Origin of the sequence: Desulfosarcina variabilis str. Montpellier, from assembly GCF_048565275.1 — a bacterium.
Classification (GTDB): Bacteria; Desulfobacterota; Desulfobacteria; order Desulfobacterales; family Desulfosarcinaceae; genus Desulfosarcina; species Desulfosarcina variabilis.
This window is the reverse complement of sequence record NZ_CP159846.1, coordinates 2,596,021-2,618,902: the sequence shown is the minus strand read 5'-3', so window position 1 is coordinate 2,618,902 and position 22,882 is coordinate 2,596,021. Positions and strand designations below refer to the sequence as shown.

Here is a 22,882-nt window from a genome sequence, read left to right as displayed (position 1 = left end):
GGAATTATTTTTTGCCTGCACCCTAACTCACGTGTTTTCAAAAGAACTGCTTTGGATTGATCCAATCCGCTAAAAATTGACCGTCGTCTTGATGGAGAGATAGACCTGAAATTTATCGAAATCATCTTCATCTTCACCGTCACGAATTCTCTGCTCATAGTCGATGGCGTAGACCGCCCCCACTCCCGTGGCGATGGGCAACAGACGGAATAGGGTCGTCGAAAAATTGACCTCCGTACCGATGGAGCTGAGCCACTCGTCGTCCTCGTTCTCCCATTCAGTGTTGGAGGCGCTGCCCGCCTCATAGAAGAGTTCGCCAAAAACCTGATGCAGATAAAACGGTGTGGTGGTGCCGATGTTTTTATAGAACCGGTAAATGGGGAAGCGATAGGCAATCCCCCCCTTAACCACTTCATCGCCCACATGGTAGTTGGCGGTGTAGCCCCGCAGATCGATGCTGCGATTCAGTCCCTGGTCCAAAAAACCGGTCTGATAGCCGCCGAGGCCGAATAGGCCCTGGGCCGTCTGATCGCCGCTTCCCCGGGCGTATATGGCTTCCAGTTTCAAGGTGTGATTCTCAAACCAGGGGATACGGACATACTCGTACCAGTCGCCTCTGAATCGGGTTGAGTTGATGTCGCTGCCCAGACTTTCATCGGCCCACTCCACGGCGGCGGTCAGATAGCGGCCGTCTTCATAGGAGTGGCTACGGCCATAGGCCGTGGCGTTAAAAAAATCCAGCCGGGTCCACAGGGCGCTGGATTGCCCCTCGAACAGGTTAGACGTCTGAAGGGATTGACCCTGATAATCATCCTCACTTTTCTCAATCACCGAGCGGTCCGAAAACTCATACCCAAGGGTCCAACTGGCCTGCCAGTCCACCCGGGGCAGCGGCACAGACACAGCGACACCGGCGCTGTTCACCTGCTCGTTGTAATCGTAGTACAGATTATCGGTATCGACCACAAGGTCATCATAATACTCCGGCATGGTGGTGGTATATAGGGAGATCAACGGGTAGAAGCCGGAATACTGATATATCAATGCCCCCACAGGGGCGCCGTAATTACTCTCCGCGCCGGCCAGCAGACTCAGGTTGTGAAACTGTGTCGGCTCGGAGAAGTTGGCGGACAGACCGCCCATGAGACCATCCTGGCTGAAGGTCATCCAGGGAGACCAGTAATCAAACCCCATGTGGCGGATCGAATGGTAGGGCTGGGTTTGCATCTGTGGATCGGCCGGACGATGGTCAACCGCGTCCATGGCTTTCAAATTCTTCTTTAGACTCTGCCACCCGCTATCGATGGCGGGTAATGGCCCCAAGGGTTTCAACTGCGCATAATCGAGAAGGGTCAGATAGTAGCCGTAGGCGTCGTAGGCGGCGGCGACGATCTGTTTGCCGTCCGGCGAAATGTCTGGGTTGAAAAGCCCCCCCAGGACATGGGTGATGGCCACAGGATCGCCTTGGTAACCAACCGGCATTCGGTAAAGGTTATACACCCCGTTTTTATCTGAAACGAAAATAAGGGATTTGTCTACAGGATGAAACACAGGGGACAATACCATGCAGGGCCAATTGAGCAAGGATGTCACGTCCCCGGATTGCCTTGCCACGCGCCGCAATTCCGATCCTTTCTCATGGGCCTGAATGTATAGGATGGCATCGCCGTCCGGTGAAAAAACAGGATCCACCAGAGTAAAATTCGGCGGTGCGTTGACCAGCGTCTTTTCATAGGTCTGCTCGCCTGCATGTGCCAGGGGCACCTGGACCAGGGATTGTTCACCGCTGTGATTGACAACGGCCGCCAGGTATAGACCGTCAGGGCTGATGCAGGGGTACCGGTAGCGGCCGCTACCGGTAACACGGCGGGAACGGTCGGTGGTGGTATCCAACCGGTGGAGTTCATTGCGAAGGCGGTCCCGCCCATGGATTTCCAATCGGGTGTAGTACAGATGGCTGCGATCCGGCGCCGGCGTAATATCCGCAAACAAAGGAATGGTGGTGCGTACGGATCGAAGCTTGGTCAGCGCGGCGGTATCTGCATCAAATCGAAAAAGGGTATGGCGGTCCGCCTCTTCCCTGCCGCTGAAGAAAATGGCCTTGCCGTCCGGGCCGAATCTGGGCTCGGTCACGATGAGCCGTTGCGGGGTCAAACGCCGGGTCCGGGTCAAGGGCATGGACTTTAGAATCTCCATGCGACGGACCTGCTTTGCATCCTCGGCCTGCATGGCCTCCCGGGCCAGTGTTTGGAAGGTCTTTCCCGTGGCGTTGATGGAACGGGAATTAAACCCGAACATAAAGGAACGGGCCACCGCTCCTGAAAGCTCCCCCGGCACATTTCTTTCCGTTTCACCCATCCCATAGTGTTCATGGATATATTGCATGGTTTTGAGCCCGTAAAGATAAGCCGCATCGCCGTATGGCCATTCGGGCAGTTCCAGGAACCACTGATTGCCGTGGAGCAGCCGGTGATCGGCCACGGACATGCGCATGATCATATCCACCCGGGTGCTGCGCCCCCTTCCGGGTCCAACAAATTCGGTTTCCACCCATGTGGGCAGCCCCTCTTTATACCAGTCTGGCGCCAAAAGCCCCGGTGAAGCCGACATCAAGGTCAGGACAAGGGAGAGCGGATCGCCGGTGCCGGGAAGAACCCGTCCAAAAATATTGGTCAAGGCAGCATCCACGCCGTACTGGGCATCAATGGAAAGGATATGCGCAAATTCATGAAATATGGTACGGCGGATATAGTCGCCGGGATCAAAAATGGTGCTCTCCGGTGGGACGTCGGCTGTATAAATCAAAATCATGGGTCGGGGATAGACGGTGGCCCATCCATTATGAATATCCATGGCATCGGAGACCATGATCACTGTCTTTTGCCGGGGTTGCCAATGAAACACCGGGGTCAAAAGATCATAAGCATCCTCGCAGCTTTGGATGATCCCGGGCATCCGGGGTTCCAGCGGCGCTTCGTAAATGTATAGGAAATGGGCGCTTCCAGCCTGCCGCAACGGTACGTGGACCGGCATGGCGCCTTGTGCCCAGCTCAATTTTGCAAAAAGGAGAAGCCAAAAACCGATAGAGATAACGGTCAGACGGTTGGATTTAAGATATTTCCTATTCATAGACGCGCCTCTGGTTTGAACAAAGCCCCCCCCCCTTCAGGGAAGGTACCTCCATTGTCAAACACCGAACCAAAACCGGGAAACGGCTTGCCGTCAATGGGGCTATCCATATCAGAATCAAAATTATTTCAAAAGATAGAGAGGGTCAAGTCTGCAGGGTGCCCGCGCCAAGGTAATCGCATTTATAATAATCCATGCCGACTCAAATGATAGTAAAAATAGGATAAAAATTCGGATGATTATAAAAATTTGAAATGATTAACAATATGCGGATACCCGGGTCGTAGGGGCAGGCCCCTGTGCCTGCCCTGGTTTTGAAGTCGGGCCAAAATCTTGTTGTGTGGATCGGCTAACAAAATCAATGGGAGGGGTAAAGGGCAACCACTGGGGGTTGCCCCTACGGTGGCCGTGATAACCACAATGCCGTGAATGGGCTTCAACCAGGTATCAACATGTCATTAAAGAAAAAGCAAGGCTAACGGCTGATTGCTAAAAGCTGACAGCTCAGCTTGGGTTTCTTAAACCGCCCTTTTCAGCCTCAAAAACAACGGGCAAATCCGTGCACTCAGCAAGAATGCCAGGTTTGCGATAATACTCTACCCTAGCAGAATTTGCAGCGCGCCTGGGCTCGATAGGTGCGGTTCACGGGTTGAAGGCGTTGCAGGCTTTTTTTCAGTGGAGGTTGTATCTTTGACAACGATTTCATGGTTTGCTTTGTGCCCCATGCCGTCACGGGCTTCAATGCGCCAGTTACCGGGGCGGTCGGGGATGAACCCGAAAATGCCCCGGGCATCGGTTCGACCGTTCTGGAACTCCAGGTCAGGAGAACTCTGTGGACCAAACACCTTGGTTTCCGCATACGACATTGGCTCCCCATCACTGTAGGCAAAAAGAACCGCAACAGCCAGTTCATCAACGTTCCGGCAGGTAACACCGCGGCCGAAAGCAGGGCTGCCGGTCAACAGCAATATAAGTATGGCCAGGACGCATCTGTTCATCAGCGCACCGGAAAGGCGAGTACTAATCGCAGCACATGCTGCTCATAATTAGCGCCTTTTTCATCTACTGTATACTCTACCCGGATCATCCAGAATCCTGGAGCGGAAATCTTGATGTCCGCCTCACCCTCACCGTAGGGTTCGGTGAAGTAGGCGTAGGCATTGGGACTGTCGGAAAAGCCGTCATAGGTAGCGGTGACCGCAGCCGGGGAGGCAGGCTTGCCCTGATACAGGATCTGGACGTTGAGGGTGTCGCCGGTTTTGAGCGCAAGGGGGTTTTCAAGGGGGACGATTTCCAGCAGGTCGCCTGTTTTAGTATCCCATCCGTCGGATTTCCCATCCACCGGAATAAGCGTTTTACAGAATTTCTCATATTTTTTCGACCAGACGACCCCTTTCAGGGTTGAGCGGTCCCCCTTGACGATTCCCTTGGGCGTATTGCTCCATACTTCTCCTAAACGATGCGCCAGCAGTAAAGCCGCACCGGATTTTTTCAAGGTAACGGTTCCGTCATAGGTTTTGAAAGCGGAATTGGCCTTAACGGGAATATCTGCGCCACCATAACTGAATTTGACATTGTCAGGATTTTCCAATTCCTCGCTTTTCATGAAGACGTGTGCTGAAACGGTGCTGAATGGAAGCTATTGGCCGGTTGTATAGGTTTCCCAGGCTTGCGGCACCAGGATAACTTCGTGAGCGTTGGCCGTGAAAGTGCTGGCAAGCATGATCGCGAGGCTGAAAAGCATAAAAAATCGTTTGTATGACATAAAAAACTCCCAAAAAAATCATTTAATTATGTATTTTGTCAATCCCGCCGGCGCTGCGGCTCCGGTGGGATGGAATGTTGCCTGTTACTGGCGGCAATGAGACAATGGATCCGTAGTATAAGACTTTTCATGGTAATGCAATCCTGCAAGGTTCCTCTTGAATGGCTTCAATCCGCAATACACATTTTTCATGGCGGCGCTGACATGGTAGCCACCATGAAGAGCATGAATGAAAGCGTTCATCAAACGCTTTACCGTACCATGCTGCGGACGTGCCGGATAAAATAGAAACGGTTACCCAAAGTATAATACCCCCTGGGTCAAGTGCGGGTAATGCGCAACCATGAGCCGAGGCTGAGATGACGGGCCCCCTTCAAAGACAGGGTAATCAGTCTTCCGATCTGTTGTCGGGTATCGCGACGCTCAACCCGACCTACGATGGATACGATGCCAGCACCCACTGCGTTTGATCGTGAACATAGCCATCGGTATCGACTGCTGATCTGGACCGATCGGATACTGATTGTAATCGGAAACACTCCACTGGAGCATGTCCCTCTCCCCAATGGGTCGTTGGGGAGAGGGAACGCTACCACAGTCTATCGAAAAAAAAAGGCCATTTTTTTTAGTTCTGGACAGACCCTATTGAATGGCAAAGGTCAGCGACGCGGCCCAGGACTTGAGATCGCATACCGCCGCATCCGGATACCCCTCTTCCATTTTGGCGAGCAGCAGCCAGTCCCCATTGTGAAGCATCTTGATCTGGGCGACCCCTTCTTTATCCGTGCGTGTAGTATAGGCATAGGTATTGGCAGACTCGGAAAAACCGGCATAGGTGCCGTAGATATAAGTCCGCGCCGGCTTGCCCTCCAAGAGTACCTTGACCGGCAGGGTGTCGCCGGCTTTCAGGGCGGCGGGATCCTTCATGGGGATGATCTCCATGGCATGGCCCAGAGGTTTGGAAAAAGCGTTGCCGCCACCATTGCCCTTGGAGAATACAGCCTTGGCAAATTTTTGAGAAAAGCGGCATTGAATGGCGTTGGTCACATCCTTTTTGCTTTTTCCTCTCTGATAGCCCTCGGTGGTTTTGGTCGCAAATCCATTGACCGGGATGGCCACGGCCACATACGTGCCATTTTCCGTCAGCGAGTTTTGCGGTTCAAATCGGCCGTCCTTGGCCTTTTTCGCCGTGACCTGTCTGCCGTCAGGCGTGATAAAATAGATTTTATCGGTTCGTTCAGGTGCCATGTAGTCGGCCACCGGTGCCGGGAAATGATGGCTGCTGAACACAGCGGCCATGCCCTGTCCACCATTTTTGAGCTGATCAGCATCCATGGTGATCCACAGGTCATGGGCCCAGGCAGGCCCGCAAACCAGAACTGACAGAACAATCAAGGCCGGGAACAACAGGTTCATACGCTTGGTTTTCATTTTTAGATTCCTTTCCGTTGGATTGGGTTGGTTTTGTGCACGTCCAAAAAAATGTCCAATGGGCAAGTTATGGATGGGCAGTGGTTTAAAATGTATACTTCAGCTCTGCCAGATAAGTTCTCATCGGGTACGGATGAGAAACATGGTAAAGCTCGTCGGTAATGTTATCCACACCAACACTGGCCTGCCATCCGGGCAGGAAGCGATAGGTAAACTTGGCATCGAAAACCAGAAAGTCGTCGACGCCACCATAGCCACCTTCGGTATCGCTATTGTCCAGTTCGTTGTATTGCTCACCGGAGTAATGCCCAGCCAGGGTAAGTGACCACTTGTCGCCGGGCGAATAGTCTAGAACGCCTTTGACGCGCCATTTGGGAACACGCGGAAAATCCTTGCCCACGCTCTCGGGTACGTTGTCGTTGCGCAGGATCTCGGAGTCGGTCCAGGCCAGGTTGGCGAAAAAGCCCAGGCCATCCACGAAAAAACGGTGCATATTGAAGGCGAACTCCACTCCCCGGGTCCGGACTTCATCCACATTCTGAAAGTTTCTGATATTGGTGTAGACATTGGTCTGGCGGTAGATGGCGTTTTCAATCTCGTCCTCGAAAAAGGTCAGGCGGGCTTCGCCAGCCTGGCCAATCAACCGGGTAATGGTAAAATCCTTGGCCAGACTGCGTTCCGGCTCCAGATCCGGATTTCCATTGGAGATGATCCCCGTTGAGGTGATCCCGCCATAGTAAAGTTCGCCCACCGTGGGATAGCGGGTGGCGCGGGCCATGGAAAATCGCACACGCCATGCATCATTGGGGATGAAGGTTGTCGAAAACTTGGGTGAAAAATTGGTTTCATCCTTGTCATCCAGTGCCGAGGTCACCCGGCCGGTGTCGCCATCCATGGATTTCTCAGCATCGAAACCGCGCCACCATTCATATCTTCCGCCAACATAAATCGACCACTGATCTTCGATATGCCAGGTATCCTCCAGATAAACCGCCTGTGTACGTGTCTTGCCTTGGGAGCCCTCGTCCAATGTGGTACGCGTGCCATTTTTCCAGTCCGTGGCGTTCCAGGTTTCACTGTCCGTATAGTACTGGTCGAAATGATAGCCGGCAGCAAGGGTGTGATTGCCCTGCCGTCCGAGGTCATAGGCGGCTCTGAGATCCCCCGTATACCATCCCTCATCGCCGTCGCTCACCGTCCCTTCACCACCAGATTCGGCCTCGGGAGCTGCATCCGAAGATGTCCGGGTAACCTTGTCCAAGGTGTTGTAAGCGCTGGCGCTGACCATCAGGTTCAACCCGCCGGGGACATCCAGAGAGTAGGTCAACGCATTCAACAGATCCTGTCGCTCGCTTTCCGAGTAGGTATACGTGGAATCGCTGAGCGTAAAACTTGCCCCATTGATGTCCACGGTGCCTGAGTAAACTGGGTTCCCACTGGCATCGGTCAGGTAGGTTTCAGGGCTATCCGTGTCCTGTTGCGAATCCCACAACACACTGGAAAAACGCAGTTGGGAATGATCGGTCAGGTCATAGCCCAACTTGACCTTGACGGTGTTGTTGACGATTTCCCTGACGCCGGTGGTTCCCAGGATATAACGGTCATTGCCCTGGGGGTCTTTGTCGGCAATCCAGCCGCTTACCGCATTGCCGGTTGCTGCATCCCCGCTGGCGGCGTCTTTGGTCTTGTAACTGATGGGCTGGTTCTCTGTTTCCAGTCGGTTGTACCAAAAGTTGTAGGCAAACCGTCCCGTTTTGTTACCGGCCGAGGCAAACGCGCTGTAGCCGCTCAGATTCTCGTCAGAGTTATACTCATGATAGTTCTGATAAAAGTATTTTGCGTCTGCATGGATTTCGAGCTTCTCAGGAAAGCGGGTGGTCACCATGGCGGTGCCGGACATGGAATTGCCGCTCAAGGCCGCCGAGAACGGCCCGTAAACCACATCCACTTTCTCAATCTCCTGGGGCGCCACGACAAACCATTTGGGCGCATTGCTGTGCCCGGCCGCCGTGAAATCACTGATGCGGATACCGTCCATCAGCACCAGGGTCCGTCCGGTCATCATCGAATTGTTGCCCCGGATCACCAGGGGGCTGTTGGTGCTGCCCGGGTAGAGTTTCCTCAGGTAGGAACCCGGCATATACTTGAACACATCGGAGGTTTCCACGGCATTGATGCGTTCGATGCCTTCGGCTGTGATGCTTTCCACCACAGCCGGCATGTTGGCGGTCCGGTCATCAATAATTTTCCCGGTCACCGTGACCTCTCCCAGATCGATGACCTTATCATTAGAAGTATTTTGCACGTTTGTTGATTGGTGGTCGGCCTTTATGTCGGAATCGTCAGCAAAGCAATAATCAGAGCCGACAAACAGACACACCAACACAAATAGCAAGCCTGACCTGACGAACGGCTTAATCTTTTTGCAGGTGAAAATCATCATTTCTCCTCGGTTGTCTATTGTTTGTCCGGAAATGGCCGAATTGGCCATTTCCGGATGGTCATCATTTCTGACAACGGTCATCAAAAGTCGACAACAAAGGTGGCGTAAACAGACAGCGGCAGAGCCGGTGAATAAGTCTTGTTCGTCGTTCCACTGGTGTAGTCGGCATATTTTTCATCTAGGAGGTTGACGACATCCAAGGCCAGCATGTATTGCGCCGACGTTCCAAAGCGATAGGAAACCTGCGCATCCACCCGGTTGATACTGTCACTCATGAACAGATTGGCATCATCCAGGTAATAACTGTCTTCATAGTGGTAGCTCAGGCGCCCACCGATCCCGGATGGGGGTTGATAGCCGATTTCCACGTTGAAGTTGTCCTGGGGCACGCTGCGCAACGTTTTTCCGGAAAGGTCCACGCCATCGGATTCATATCGATCATAGGTGGCATCCACGTAGCCATAGTCGGCCCGCAAATAGCCGAAATCAAATGCGTAGAATTCCACCTGCACCTCGATTCCGTCGCGGGTGGTTTCACCCACATTGTCGTAATCATCGGTGTCGGCGTTGTAGATAAAGTCCTTGCTGGTCTCCAGGCGATAACCAACGATTTCGCCGGACATCCAGTCAAAGGGACGACTGCGGAGTCCCAGTTCGTATTGGGTACGCTCCTGGGGATCCCAATCCTCCTGCTTGAAAGCGGCCTGTTCGGAAAAACCGGGGAGCAGGGCAAATCCTTGCCCATAATTGGTGAACAACTCCAACCGATTGTCGAAAAACCCCAATAGGAGACCGGCTTTGGGGCTGAAGATGTCCTGATCCTTCATGGAAAACTCATTGTCATTGTCCAAATGGTCGGTCAGATCACCACTTAAATGATCAAAGCGTGCACCCAGAATCACCCGCAGCGGGTCTATTATCTGAAAGCTTCCCTCGGCGTAGACATCCACAGTCTCCATGTCGATATCGTAATCCCAGTATTTGGGCCCTTTTTCCCGGCCATAGCCGGCCAACAGTCGCCAGCGTTCGCGGCCGATATCCTCGACCATATAGTCAGTTCCGACGGTAAGACGCAGTTCCCGATTAAATACGTCCCCCAAAAAGTTGTAGCTGGCGCCGGTCCCATATACGAATCGATTAAAATCACGCAGGTTGCCCACAACTTCATCAGCAGCCAGACCAGTGGGATCACTGGCGTACCAGCGCCAGAACTGCTGGTCGTAGCCCCAGAAATACAACAGGGCCTTTGATTCTTCGTTGATCCGGTAATCGAAATCAGCCCTGGCCGCCGTGCGATTCTTGCCGCCACCGTTGGTTTCGCTGACCGCCTGGGTGGGATCATCGTCATATTGTTGCTGGTTGATGTATCCTGGGGCATCCCAGTCAGAGTTGAACCCTCTAAAACTTAAACGTAGATTGAGATCATCGGTAAGATGGCGGGTCACCCTGGCTGCTGCATTCAGCCGATCCCAATCGGAATTGTCCTGATAACCGTCGGTATGGTAGTTTTGTATGGAGTAAACCTGATCCCATTTCTCGTTGGAGAGCCCTCCCACAAAGTTTGCCTCGTAGGTGTTATGGGAACCATAATGCAACTTGATATGATTGGTATCGACACGCTTTTTTGTATAGTAGGCGAGGCTGCCGGCGGAAGCGTAGTTGCCGTAAAGGGCCGATGCCGGACCCTTGATCAGTTCGACGCGTTCGATCTCATCGGGATTGATGATGTTGGTGTCGGCATATCCGTCACCTTCGTTAAGCGGAATGCCGTCCAGAAAAATGGCCGTGTTCGAGCCGTGTGAATTGCCACTGAAGCCCCGCATGGTGAAATTGGAAGCGGTGCCTCCCTGTTTGTACTGCCGAATGGTTATTCCTGGAGAAAGCGTGACGATATCCAGGGGCGTGATAAATATCCGGTTGGTGATGTCCTCGTTAGTTAACACCGTAGCCGACGTGGCTTCCAGATCCTTGTTGACCACTTCTCCGCGAACCACCACATCGTCTATCCGAAGTACGGACGCAGCTTTCTCATCCTCATTTTCATTGGCTCCATCGGCAGCCATCCCGCTGGCCACAAAGCCAGGAGCGACCAAGACGCTGATCAGCATCAATCCCCAAAGGATGTAACAACCTATTTTTCTCATCTTTTTTCTCCACTTTCTCTCAAATGTTCACAAATCAAATTCATCAATGAACCACGGACGCACCCCTGGTGATAAATCGGACGGGTAAGCCAACCGCTCTTCTAACAGGGATGAATAATTGGTAGGCCCACAAGGCAAAAAGGGTGTGAAACGTCCGCTTGTCAGCGGTCGGTGCCGGTGGTAGGGTATTAACCATGGCGTCCCTTTTTAAGGGGCCCTCACCGGGGAGGGCAGCCGAAAACTCTGGCCGGAGCCGGCTGTCCTTCCCTTCCTTCACTTTTATTTTCTGTTTTTATCACCTCCTTTGCGTCAGTTGCGCGTTACCCTGAACAACGGTACCGGCAAACGATAGCAGCCATGCGCCGGCTGACGCTCGCCACGTGTCCAAGCGCTTCACCGGTCAGCAATCCCACAAAACAATCAGCCAATATTTCTTCCGCATCGAAAATCATAGTTTCACCTTCAGCGGTATATTTGCGCCACCCCGTCACCTGATGCAGGTCGAGACAGCGAGGCCTGCCACGGATTTAGCTCCTTATCAAGCGGCAAGCCGTACACGCCGCTGACAAAGCCGTTTGAGCAACGCCGAGTCATGGCTGATCACCAATATACCGATACGGTTCTGCTCACTGTAATCAATCAGCGAGCGCCAGATACGGGCCTGGGTCAGGGCATCGAGCATGGAGGTAATCTCATCGGCGATGATGTATTCCACATCCGGCCCCAGGGCCCGCACCAGACAGATACGGGCCAGTTGGCCGCCGGACATCTCACAAGGGTAACGATCCAGCCAATCGTCCTGAATATCGAACGCGTCCATCTGCACCCGGCTGGGATGGTGGCCTTCGGTGAGAATCCTGCGGATCTTCCAGCGTGGATCCACAGCCAGTTCCGGGTGCTGGAAAAGAAGTTGAACCCTGCTAAAGCCCTCGGCAGGCAATGACATCCCGCCGACCGTGATACTGCCTGTCGAGGGGGTCAGGTATCCGCCAATGAGTCTGGCCAGGGTGGTTTTGCCCTGGCCGCTGGGCCCCTGGAGGCCGACGATCTCACCCGGGGCCACACTCAGATTGAGATCCTTGAACAGCCAGGGTGATTCCGAAGCATATCTGAAAGAGACGTTGGTTACTTCAAGCATGATGACACCTCACCCAGCCGCTACCGATCACCTTGCGCGGCGGCAGCCTATGGCCGCAGACGTCCTTCTCCAGCGGGCAGGCGCCGAAATGAGCGCAGCCCTTTCCGTTTCCCCCGCCATGGCGATGGCCATTGACGGCTTCGGTAAACAGGCGTTGGGGCAGTGCGTTGAGCAATTGTTGGGTATAGGGATGGCGCAGCCCATCGACGGCTTCAAAATCGCCGCTGTCGGCTGTTTCCACGCTGACACCGTTGAGAAAAACCGTCACCTGGTCGCTGACCGTCAGGGCCGCCTCGATATCGTGGGTGATCAGCAACACCGCCCGCCCCCGATCCGCCAGCTGCCTTAGATAGGCCAGGGCATTGCGGCTGTTATCTTCATCCATGCCCGAGGTGGGCTCGTCGGCAACGATCAACTTGGCGTCCGTCACCGTGGCCGCGGCGGTCATCACCCGGCGGGCCATGCCGCCCGAAATCTGATACGGAAACATGGACTTCACGTCCTCACTCAGGTGGTAGCGCGCAAAGGCCCGGTCCCGGGAGTCTGCAGCCCGGACGGCATCCTTACCGCCCAGACGGGCGGCGCGCGCCACCTGACCGCCGACCCGCCACAGGGGGCTCAAGAATCCCACCGACTGGGGAATGAAGGCGATCTCCCGGCCGCGCAATTGCCGGATTCGCGTTGGGGAGAGATCCGCTCCCTGATAACGCATCTGTCCGGAAATCGTGGCATTACCGGGCAACAGCCCTAACACGGCATGGGCCAGAAGGCTCTTGCCGGCGCCGGATTCGCCCACCACGGATACGATCTGCCCTTCTTCGAGTTTCAAATCCAGACTGCGGATAGGCCGCAGCTGCAAGCGGCTGATCCAACCGCCGTAACGGCTGAAGCTGATGGATAGGTCATTAATCTCAAGCATATTTCACTCCTTACTGGTTTTCGGGGCTGTCAACATCCGCAGGGCCCGACCCAACAGATCGAACAATTTGACGAAAAAAAGCAGTGCCACCCCCGGCACCACCGCCAGCCACCAGTACCCGGTGGAAATGTGGCGCATGGCCTCGGAAAGCAGCACACCGATGGCCGGCATATGCGGTGGAAGTCCGAACCCCAGAAACGTCAAACCGGCGGCATGCATGATGGCATGGGGAAAAAGCAGGATCAGCCCCACCAGAAACTGGGGCAACAGGTTGGGCAGCAAATGGTGGCGGGCGATCCAAAGCGGGCTTCGCCCCAGCCGCCGGCTGAGCCGCACATAGTCGGCGGTTTTCAGCTGCATGATCTCGGCGCGTACAATCCGCGCCAGCCGCGTCCAGTGGGACAGGGCCACGGCCATGATGATGCCCACGACGCCGCCGCCCATGGAAAAAGAGATCAGAATCAGCATCACCAGATGCGGCGTGGAGATGACCACATCGATCATGCCGGTCACCACAAGGTCCATATGGCGTCCCAGGGTTGCCGCGGCCAGTCCCAGGGCCAGGGCGAACACCGTACTGCTCAGGGCGGCGGCCATGCCGATGCCTAAGCTGATGCGCAGGCCCTTGATGGTTCGAACCAGCATGTCCCGCCCCAGCCAATCGGTTCCAAAGGGATGGTCCCATGAGGGTGGCTGGTTGCGCTGGGTGAAGTTGACGGCCAGTCCGTTTTCTCCCACCAGCCAGGCCCAGAGGAACAGCCCGACAAAAATCGTCAGGCAGAAGATCACCAGACAAAGTGTACGGGACCGACGCGTGCCCAGAGAAAAACGGATCCCCGGCATGGGTAATTGCCGGGCAATGGTCTGCGTATTCATGCCACCCCCTCTCCCCGCCGGATGCGCGGGTCAATGAGCCGATATAAAAGATCGGCAATGGCATTGCCGGTCACAACGAAAATGGTAGAGAAAAGGGCGATACCCAAAAGCAGGGGCACATCCCCCCGGATGCCGGCCTCCACGGTGGCCTGCCCCAGGCCGGGATAGTTAAAGACCTGCTCGGCCAGAACGGCCCCGCCGAACAACTCGCCCAGACTGGCAAACTGCAGGGTTACCGCCGGCAACAGGGCATTGCGCAGACCATGCCACCAGGCGATGCCCAGGCGCGACTCGCCCATGGCCCTGGCATACAGGGCATAATCGCTCATGAACACATCGATCATCTTCTCACGGGTGTGCAGAGCAATCTGGGCCACGCCGATGATGGAAAGTGTCGCGGCCGGCAGAATCAGATGATGCAGACGCTGAGCCCAGGAGACCGCATCCGGCGGGACGCCCATGGGACCGGCGCAGCAGATGGGAAACCATGACAGCTTAACAGAGAAGACAGCCAGCAGCACCATGCCGATCCAAAACGTCGGGCTGGACGCCAGCACAAACGCATACATACGCACTGCATTGTCGAGCAGTGAATGTTGATAGGTGCCGGCCAGCACTCCCAGAACGAAGCCGATGATCCCCGACAGGATCCAGGCCAGGGCCATCAACTTCAAGGATGCTGCAAACCGCTTTTGAATCACCGAGATCACCGGTTCGTTATAGACCAGCGAATCACCCAGATCGCCGCGGATCACGTTCTTCGCCCAAGTGGTAAAACGGACGGTCGGTGGCTGGTCCAGACCCCAGCGCTGGATGATGCGCTGCTGCTGTTCCGGGCTGATCTGCATCCGATCGAAGCCCAGATAGGCCGTGACCGGGTCCAGGGGCGCGGTGGCCGTGAGCACAAAGGCCAGGGTCGCCACGACGGCAATAATCACGATCATGCGCAGCAGCTGGCGAGCCAGGTAAGACAAGCAAGAATTCATATTAGGCATGGTTCACTCCCGTATGCGCCAATCCAGGATGTTGGCCGTAATGGGCCAGCCGGTGCCGTGGGGTTCGATCCGCGATTGCCCCACATCCAGCCGGTCACTGACAAAATAAACATGATCCAGATCCACCAGCCACGCCCAGGGTGCGTCCCCCTTGGGACCACAACCGGTGGTCCCGTCCCATTGGGCAAGCTGCCAGTAGCGCAGGGAGGCGTCCTTTGTTTCGGCCCCCACGGCCAGGTCCAGGTAGTCATCCACTTTGGGGTTATGGTAAAATCCGGGATTGTAGTAGTCCTGGCCCATGAGACTGCTGTGATGGATATGGTAGAGCGCCAGGGGGTCGTGGCTGCCCCAGCCGTAGATGATCACGTCCTGATGGGTGCGCCGTTTGATCTCATCCCAGCTTTTGCCTTCCACCAGGGCACGGATACCCACCGGCCGAAGCATTTCCGCCACCGCCAGGCACAAGCCCTGGCGCACCGAATCGCCGGCCGGATAGACCAGGTTGAACTGGGCCTTGACGCCCTTTTTCTCCAGCACGCCGTCGTTGTCCCCGTCTTTCCAACCGGCTTCAGAGAGCAGTTGACGCGCGCCTTGCGGATCAGCATCGGCAATCCGATTCTCGGGATTGTCCCAGGGCAGCGCATCGCAGGCAAAATAGGCCGGGCGGCCGAAGCCTTCCAGAATTCCCGCCACCAGGGCCTTGCGGTCGATTGCCCGGTTGACCGCCTTGCGAATGGCAATGTCGGCGGTCACAGTGTTGCCGATGGGTGCGCCCTGGGGGGTCCGGCGGCCGGTATCTGCTATGGTGGGAAACATCAGCCCGCGGTGATCCACACTCTTGACCGGATGCACGTGCATGCCCCGTATCTTCTGGATACCGAGATAAGGCGGGACCACGACCAGATCCACCTGGCCGGCCTTGGCCGCGGCAAACATGGCGTCCTCGGACCCGTAGAGAAAAACGATTTTTTTAAAATACGGCTGCCTGCCGTAGTAGCGGGCATTGCGCCGGACGATCAATTGCTCCCCTTCCACCCACGAGACGAGTTCGAAGGGACCGCTGCCCACGGGATGGCGGTCATAGTCATCATCATAGGCGTGCCGGGGAACGATCCCCAGGGTGATCAGGCGGTTGATGAAGGTTGAATCCGGCCGTTTGAGCCGCAGCTCAACCGTGTCAGGCGCGGTGGCCACGGCACGCTCCAGGCGCGACAGGTCCGCCTTGCCGCCCTTGGTGGCGGCCTGGTTGAAGGTGAAGGCCACATCCTCGGCGGTCAGGGGCCGGCCATCCGAGAAGGTCACATCGGACCGGATGGTAATCGTCCAGGCCAGGCCGTCCGCGCTCATCACACGGGAAACAGCCAGGTCGTTGACGATGTTCAGCTCATCATCACGGGTCAACAAGGTGGAATGAAACAGGGGATGCCCGTAACGCCCCCAGCCCATCAACGGGTCGAAGCCGTCCTCCGGTTCTCCTCTCAGGGCTACCACCAGGGTGTCTTTTGCCGCGGCTGCTGCCGGTGCAGGCTCGTACCAGGGAAGCATCAACAGAAGGATTAGCGATAGTATCAGCCATGGTTTGTGGATTATTGTCATCTTACGGTACATTCTCTTTCATTGTTAGCATTGCGGATTTTACGCATCGATATCCTTTCTCCTTTTCTGGACCAATGGGTACAGTTCCACACCTGATTGGGGTTTCCATTGCCAGTCGTCCCCCGCTGACCATTTGGCACAAATAGCCATATGATCTATGGTTGGGACGAATGGTCCAATGCGCCCCCAATTGTGTTCAATTGGATCGGCGATACGATTGCTATTCGTTTGGGAAAAAATTTGAAGGTGGGATGCTAAAATGGTATATAAACCAATGAAGCAACCCTCTCTTCCGGGGAGGGCTTCATGGGGAAGGCAGCGCAAGGACTCTGGCCGGAGTTGGCTGTCTTCCCCTTTTATCTTCCCCCATTTGTCTAATCGTCTTTCTAATCGTCTTCCCTCACCTCCTTTCTTTGCTAAGTCAGTTCAAACACGATGGTCAGTTCGAGCGGTAACTCCCCTTTAAATAAACTCGAGGGTGGCCGTGGAAACGGGGCGGCTCGATGCACTGCATCCAGAGCGGCCACATTCAAGGACTTGTGTCTGGCGCCGTTGGTGATGGCAACGTCGCGGACATTGCCGTCGGTCTCCAGCACAAAACGAATGGTGACCCGCCCTTCAATACTTCTGGCCTTGGCCGCCTCCGGATAGCGTTTACGGCTTTCGATTTTAAGGCGCAACATGTCCAGATAACTGGCAGCGGTCATGAACTCACCGGCCGCTTCATTGGACTGGGGGCCCGGCACCCAGTCGGATGAATCCACGCCCGGCGTCTGGGGCACATCCGGCGCACTGATGCCCTCCATCAGCGAATCCGGCAGGTGCTTATCCACAGGGGCCATGGCCAGGGGTTTGAAACGCGGTGTGGGCCGCGGCACCACGTCGATTTTTTTAACCGGGTCCTTGGGATCAGGAGGCTTGGGTCGCATCCGCGGCCGCGGGATATCCCTGCCGGTCGGCCGGTCGATACTTTGAAGGGACATTTCAATAAACGAGAGCGTACTTGACCGGTAAATACCGGACACATGGAAAAATATCACGGTATGGACGACAAGGGAGATGATAATCAATGACCGCAAAAGCCAGTTGGCTTCATGCGATCGGTCCATCATCGACATGGGGGCGTTAAGTTCCATAACGGCTATAATTCCTTTTCCGTGGCCAGGCAGAGCCGGCCGGCACCGGCGGCCTTGGCGATATCCATCACCTTGACCGCCTTGTTAAGGATTAATGCCCGGTCGGCGCGCACGACTACCAGCTCATTTTCTTTGTTGCCGATCTTTTTCTTGAGGTGATCAAAAAGGCGATCCATTGAAACTTCTTCTTCATTGATAAAAGACCGGCCCTGGGCGTCCACGAACACGGTAATCACCTCTTCGGTTTGAGGCGCCGCGGCTTTGGCCTGAGGCAATTTGATCTTGATCCCCTCATCCACCATGAAGTTGGTGGTCAGCAGGAAATAAATCAGGAGCATGAAGACGATATCGATCAAGGACGTCATGGGCATCTGCACCGCATAGCGTTTTTTCCGTTTGGTATGGACAAGCATGGATCAACTCCTACTCAAGCGAAAGCCAATGGCCTTGAGAAACGTTACGGTTCCGTCCTGAAGCTGGGTTTCATAACGGTCCACCCGGGCGGACAGGTAGCTGTGCGCCACCATGGTGGGCAGGGCCACGGCCAACCCTAAGGCCGTGGTCAGCATGGCCTCCCAAATGCCGCCGGCCAGCACCGCCGCATTGACCTTACCGCCCATCTGCTGGATGACCATAAAGGCCTTGATCATGCCCATGACCGTCCCCAGCAGTCCCAACAGGGGCGTAATATTGCCAATCGTGGCCAGGGCCTGGAGATACCGGGACAGCTCACGGGTTTCGGACTCGGTGGCGTGCACGAGCACCGCTTCCAGGGTCTCGCGGTCCTGGTCCTTGACCTCCATGGCCTGGGTAAGAATACGCCCCATGGGCGACGGATCCCGGCTGGCCACATCAAAAGCCTGTTGATCCTCGCCATTTTTTAAATGCGTGGAAACGCTGGATACCAGGCCGTTGCCCCTGATATTTACCCGTCCCAAGCGAATCAGACGTTCCAGAAAAAGGGCCAGTGCAATAACCGAACAGAGTAAAATCGGCCCAACCAGAACGCCGCCTTTGGCAAGAAAATCGAACATGTAACCTCTCCTTATTTAACGAAAATAACAAATCAAGCCCAACCAATCCAACCAATCAACCAATCAACCAACAAACAAACAAACAAACAAACAAACAAACCAATCAACTACCCCTCAGGTCCTCCGGCACTTTCGGTATAATCCGGTTCACCATCGTAGTTGTAATCCTTGGATCGTTTGACCAGGGCTTCGGCCTCGTCGTATTCCTCCCATAAATCCGGCTTGCCGTCGGCGTTGGTGTCCTCGGCCACCATGGCCAGATGGTTGTCTTCATAGGTGTACCAGACATCGGCCCGGCCATCGCCATCCTGATCCTTTTCGGCTCGGATCGCCGTTTCCTTGTCATCGTAGACCCACACCAGCCGGAAACGGCCCTTGTCGTCCGGCTCCTCCTCGCTGCGGATGAGCTTGCCCTTCTCGTTGTAAATTTCCTTCAGATCAAACCCGCCGTCGGCGTTTTCATCCACATGCTTTTCCCGAAGCACACCAGCCTGGTAGGAATAAATCCCCTCGGGCGTGCCGTTTAGGTCCGTATCCACCTCCATGACCATGGACCAGGGCGGCCGGTCGAACCACTGGGTGGTTTCAAACTGCCCGTCATGGTCGCGATCCTGGATCATCCGCTGCCGCTCGGCATCCTGATAATACACCTTCAGGTCCACCTGGCCGTCATTATTACTGTCCCGCTCGGCGCGCGCCAGAACCTGATCCGTAAAGTATTCCCAGGCATCCACCCGGCCGGAATAATCCGTATCGCTCTCCACGCGCACCTTCTCTTCCTTGGCGTTGAAGAAAATGGTCACGTCGGCCTTGCTATCCTTGTTCTCGTCCTGGGTCTGGGTGGCAATTTTGCCGTCCTTGAAATAGCTATGGCTTTCCAAAAAGCCGTCCCCGTCGCCGTCGGCGATCACTTCGCTCACGATGCCCTTTTTAAAGTGGCGGATACGGTCGATGCGGCCGGTGTAGCGGGTGTCCTCCTCGATCTTGAGCGGCTGGGATTCCTTGTCGAAGGTGACAAACACATCGGCCGTATCGTCGAAATTGGTGTCTTTTTCCTCTTTTTGCGGCTGCCCGTTCTCGTACCAGGTGGTCACGTCAAAGCGGCCGTCATGATTGGTGTCCCGTTTCTGCAGGGCCGGCTCGGCGCCCTCAAAATTCAGGACGATATCGAATTGGCCTTCGCCGTTACTGTCTTTTTCCTGGCGGGTAATCTCACCATCCACATAGTGGCGCACGGTCTCGAAGGTGCCGCTTGCGTCCAGGTCGTGCCGGCTCAGGTGAGGCTGGCCTTTTTCATCGAACAGCACTACCCGCTCGATACGGCCGTCACCGTCACCGTCGGTCTTTTGCTCCACGGGAAGATCATTGCGGTAGGTCTGCCAGACGTTGACCTTTTCGTCAGCGTCCGTGTCGCGGGTGGAACGGGCCACGTGGCCGTCCACGAATTCATAACGGGTATCGAAACGGCCATCCGCCGTGGTGTCCCGCTCCATGGTCAGGGGCCGCTCCTTTTCATCGAAGACAATAATCTGCTGGGTCCGGCCGTCGGCGGTCAGGCGCTCGTGACGCACCCGTTTTTCATTTTCGAACAGATCCCGGGTGTCCACCTGTCCGTCAAAATCCCGGTCGCTTTCGATGCGCACAATTTTACCATCCTGGTAGAACTGGGTCTTGTCGAAAATCCCGTCGGCATTGCTGTCGATGGTCAGGCGGATGGGGTTGCCACGCTTGTCTACATAGGCGATCTGATCGATCTTGCCATCATCATCCAGGTCCCGCTCGATTGCTTTTTCATCTGCTGCCATCCCCAGAGCCAAAGGCAAGACCATGGATGCAATTCCCCAAAAACCGATTATCCGTACAATTTTTTTAAGAGACATAACTCAAAGAAATAAAAAACCAGGAAGAAATATGAGCTTCGGCCCAATACGCCTACCTGGCTTGAATTTGTTTAAATTGTTGGTGGTGGTGTTTTGGGAAGATGGTGCATTTTCGTAATGCGGATTAGATCCCCAAAATTTGAAACTGCGGGAGTATAGAAAGATCCGCTATTTTTGTCAAGACCTCCAAGGAAGCGGATATCAATGAAAAATGTTGATCGTCATGGTGATTGTATCAGTATTGTAAACGCCCAAAATAATTTAAAAGAGATATTGGCCTACAATTTGCTGTATTTATATCTCTAATTCAACGTGTAGAACTCGGTAAGGCCCATCCGGCTTACCCGCGTTGATCATTTGGATCGGTAATCAAGCAAGCTCATTTCCATAACAAAAAGCAAGGAATATCTACACGTTCAGCATATTCTACGCTCGGAACAAAAGGATTGAAGAAAAAAGGATATTTCAAGTAATAAATATCACCGGAATGTTTGTCTGACGCAAAGACAAAAGCAATCAGCGGGTCAAAAAGACCCGACAATACAACAACCATAGTCAATGATAGCCGGCGAGAATCTTATCTTTGCTTAAATACTCGCTTATATTGAAGTGAATCAATCCATCGGAAGAATTGCTCCTGTTGTTATATCTGACATTCATCGTTCTTAACTGAAAGCGAGGTAAACCATGGCAATCAATAATAAATACAGTAAGGAAGTGATGCTTCCAGGAATTAACCTGGTCGCCATTGATAACAGATCGAAAGGTCGTGCCAAAAAGATACTCGATGCCATCATGCAGAAACGGTCACGGGGGATAAGTGCCATTTTCAAGACCATCAAAATAAAAATGGCATTGAAGAGAATGAAAATCAGACCGAACAGGCTAACCCAGAATACGCCTGATGATCCCTTGCTGTTGAGCAAACTGATAAAATTGGCACAATCCTACGGCATTGACATACAGATCCAACCGAAACAAACCCGGGGAAGAACCCGGCTGATTATCGACAGCATCATCACCCAGCGTTCCGGCGGCGACCCGATGGTGGCCAAAACGACCCGCATCAAACTCATGCTGAAAGGCATCAATCCGGACATCCATACCCTTGACACCCCTGATGACCCCCAAATTATCCAGCGCTTAAACGATATTGCCAAAAACATGGACATTCAAATACCCATGACAACCCCGTCTAATTCGGACAGAATCAAGCTGATCCTTTAAATCTGAACCTGCACATATTTTGACGCAAAGGGAAAAACATGAACATTATTACTGCTCACAGCATCGAGACAGACCCGAAAAAAGCTGCCCGTCATCTTCAAACTCAAATGGAAGGATTCAACCCCAGCGTCGTTATTTATTTCGCATCATCGCATTACGATCCCGACATCATCAGTCGCTCCATGCAGCAGGCGTTTCCTAAAGCAGATACATTTGGATGTTCCACTGCCGGTGAAATCATTAGCGGTCAAATGTTGAAAAATTCAATTGTTGCCATGGGCATGAAGGCGGATCTCATCGGCGAGATGAATCTTCAGGTCGTGCCGGACATTCGCACAATGAATCATGTCGATAAAGCATTCAAAAAATTCAAAAATTACTTCTCGACAGATCCATCGAACATGGACCTGAATGAATATGTGGGCATCATTTTGGCGGATGGGCTCAGCAAATCAGAAGAGAATCTGATGGATTATATCGGAGAACGCAGCAATATTATTTTTATCGGCGGATCTTCCGGTGATGACCTCAAATTCAATCAAACCTGGGTCTATGCAAACGGTAAATCCTATACGAATGCAGCCGTACTGGCCTTGTTTAAACCCAAGGTCGACTTTAGCTTCATAAAAACACAGAGTTTTAAGCCTTGTCCGTCAACACTCGTGGCGACCAAGGTCAATCCAGAAGAAAGAAAGGTCATTGAGTTCAACAGCCAACCCGCCCGCGTGGCCTACGCCGAGGCGATCGGTGCACCCGTTGACCAGATCGAAAATTATTTCATGTCCAATCCCGTCGGCTTGGTCATCGATGATGAGCCCTTTGTGCGCAGCCCCCAGCGCATCGAGGGCGATGAAATGTATTTTTACTGCAATGTGATGGAAGGCATGGCGCTCAATCTGCTGGAAGCGTCGGATATCATCCAGGACACCCGCGAGGCTGTTGAAAACAAAAGAAAAGAATTGCCGCGGATTTCCGGCATCATCAATTTTAACTGCATATTGCGGACATTAGAGCTGGAAAAAAAGGGGATGACCGACGCTTATGCAGATATCTTTACGGATATCCCGACCATTGGATTCAGCACGTATGGAGAAGCGTTCCTCGGGCATATCAATCAGACGGCAACCATGCTCGTCTTTAGTTAGCGAGGTTCCGTAGCACAGATGCCG

General features: G+C 54.1%; 20 protein-coding genes. 3 read left to right on the top strand and 17 right to left on the bottom strand.

What is annotated here, in order from left to right; translation table 11 throughout:
* Positions 1–69: 69 nt before the first annotated feature.
* The 17 genes from Dvar_RS11805 to Dvar_RS11725 all read right to left on the bottom strand — a co-directional run bounded on the left by Dvar_RS11805 (position 70) and on the right by Dvar_RS11725 (position 20,435).
* A complete protein-coding gene (locus tag Dvar_RS11805; protein WP_419661901.1) occupies positions 70–3,129 on the bottom strand; it encodes a hypothetical protein in 3,060 nt (1,019 codons plus the stop codon).
* A 596-nt stretch (positions 3,130–3,725) separates the two neighbouring features.
* The gene (locus Dvar_RS11800) at positions 3,726–4,127 is read right to left on the bottom strand and encodes a hypothetical protein (protein WP_419661900.1); all 402 of its coding nucleotides are present in this window, start codon (positions 4,125–4,127) and stop codon (positions 3,726–3,728) included.
* Positions 4,127–4,735: a DUF4198 domain-containing protein gene (locus Dvar_RS11795; protein WP_419661899.1), complete on the bottom strand. Its 609-nt coding sequence runs from the start codon at positions 4,733–4,735 to the stop codon at positions 4,127–4,129. The genes Dvar_RS11800 and Dvar_RS11795 overlap by 1 nt, the downstream gene beginning before the upstream one ends.
* Before the next feature lie 33 nt (positions 4,736–4,768).
* On the bottom strand, positions 4,769–4,894 hold the full coding sequence (locus Dvar_RS11790) for a hypothetical protein (RefSeq protein ID WP_419661898.1): 126 nt from the start codon (positions 4,892–4,894) through the stop codon (positions 4,769–4,771).
* A gap of 642 nt (positions 4,895–5,536) precedes the next feature.
* Positions 5,537–6,325 (bottom strand): DUF4198 domain-containing protein, encoded by a 789-nt coding sequence (locus Dvar_RS11785; protein WP_419661897.1) that lies wholly within the window; start codon positions 6,323–6,325, stop codon positions 5,537–5,539.
* Between the two features lie 85 nt (positions 6,326–6,410).
* A complete protein-coding gene (locus tag Dvar_RS11780; protein ID WP_419661896.1) occupies positions 6,411–8,849 on the bottom strand; it encodes a TonB-dependent receptor in 2,439 nt (812 codons plus the stop codon).
* Positions 8,849–10,912 carry a TonB-dependent receptor family protein gene (locus Dvar_RS11775; protein WP_419661895.1) on the bottom strand — a complete coding sequence of 688 codons (2,064 nt, stop codon included), beginning with the start codon at positions 10,910–10,912 and terminating at the stop codon, positions 8,849–8,851. Before Dvar_RS11775 ends, Dvar_RS11780 begins: the two co-directional genes overlap by 1 nt.
* Positions 10,913–11,232: 320 nt before the next feature.
* A complete protein-coding gene (locus Dvar_RS11770; protein ID WP_419661894.1) occupies positions 11,233–11,364 on the bottom strand; it encodes a hypothetical protein in 132 nt (43 codons plus the stop codon).
* A gap of 86 nt (positions 11,365–11,450) precedes the next feature.
* Positions 11,451–12,050 (bottom strand): ABC transporter ATP-binding protein, encoded by a 600-nt coding sequence (locus Dvar_RS11765; protein WP_419661893.1) that lies wholly within the window; start codon positions 12,048–12,050, stop codon positions 11,451–11,453.
* Complete coding sequence (locus tag Dvar_RS11760; RefSeq protein ID WP_419661892.1) at positions 12,043–12,969, bottom strand: ATP-binding cassette domain-containing protein; 927 nt, start codon at positions 12,967–12,969, stop codon at positions 12,043–12,045. Before Dvar_RS11760 ends, Dvar_RS11765 begins: the two co-directional genes overlap by 8 nt.
* A gap of 3 nt (positions 12,970–12,972) precedes the next feature.
* Entirely contained in the window at positions 12,973–13,845 is an 873-nt protein-coding gene (locus tag Dvar_RS11755; RefSeq protein WP_419661891.1) for an ABC transporter permease, read from the bottom strand.
* Positions 13,842–14,840, bottom strand: coding sequence for an ABC transporter permease (locus Dvar_RS11750; RefSeq protein WP_419661890.1), 999 nt, complete (start codon positions 14,838–14,840; stop codon positions 13,842–13,844). Before Dvar_RS11750 ends, Dvar_RS11755 begins: the two co-directional genes overlap by 4 nt.
* A gap of 3 nt (positions 14,841–14,843) precedes the next feature.
* Positions 14,844–16,436 carry an ABC transporter substrate-binding protein gene (locus Dvar_RS11745; protein WP_419661889.1) on the bottom strand — a complete coding sequence of 531 codons (1,593 nt, stop codon included), beginning with the start codon at positions 16,434–16,436 and terminating at the stop codon, positions 14,844–14,846.
* A gap of 416 nt (positions 16,437–16,852) precedes the next feature.
* Positions 16,853–17,572: an energy transducer TonB gene (locus tag Dvar_RS11740; protein ID WP_419661888.1), complete on the bottom strand. Its 720-nt coding sequence runs from the start codon at positions 17,570–17,572 to the stop codon at positions 16,853–16,855.
* A 5-nt stretch (positions 17,573–17,577) separates the two neighbouring features.
* Positions 17,578–17,985 carry an ExbD/TolR family protein gene (locus Dvar_RS11735; protein WP_419661887.1) on the bottom strand — a complete coding sequence of 136 codons (408 nt, stop codon included), beginning with the start codon at positions 17,983–17,985 and terminating at the stop codon, positions 17,578–17,580.
* Between the two features lie 3 nt (positions 17,986–17,988).
* Complete coding sequence (locus tag Dvar_RS11730; RefSeq protein WP_419661886.1) at positions 17,989–18,606, bottom strand: MotA/TolQ/ExbB proton channel family protein; 618 nt, start codon at positions 18,604–18,606, stop codon at positions 17,989–17,991.
* A 107-nt stretch (positions 18,607–18,713) separates the two neighbouring features.
* Complete coding sequence (locus Dvar_RS11725) at positions 18,714–20,435, bottom strand: hypothetical protein (RefSeq protein WP_419661885.1); 1,722 nt, start codon at positions 20,433–20,435, stop codon at positions 18,714–18,716.
* Between Dvar_RS11725 and Dvar_RS11720 the strand changes: the two genes are divergently transcribed.
* The 3 genes from Dvar_RS11720 to Dvar_RS11710 all read left to right on the top strand — a co-directional run bounded on the left by Dvar_RS11720 (position 20,434) and on the right by Dvar_RS11710 (position 22,858).
* Positions 20,434–20,604 carry a hypothetical protein gene (locus Dvar_RS11720; RefSeq protein WP_419661884.1) on the top strand — a complete coding sequence of 57 codons (171 nt, stop codon included), beginning with the start codon at positions 20,434–20,436 and terminating at the stop codon, positions 20,602–20,604. The two genes, Dvar_RS11725 and Dvar_RS11720, sit on opposite strands and share 2 nt — an antisense overlap.
* A gap of 569 nt (positions 20,605–21,173) precedes the next feature.
* Positions 21,174–21,713, top strand: coding sequence for a hypothetical protein (locus tag Dvar_RS11715; RefSeq protein WP_419661883.1), 540 nt, complete (start codon positions 21,174–21,176; stop codon positions 21,711–21,713).
* A gap of 38 nt (positions 21,714–21,751) precedes the next feature.
* Complete coding sequence (locus tag Dvar_RS11710; protein ID WP_419661882.1) at positions 21,752–22,858, top strand: FIST signal transduction protein; 1,107 nt, start codon at positions 21,752–21,754, stop codon at positions 22,856–22,858.
* Positions 22,859–22,882 lie beyond the last annotated feature (24 nt).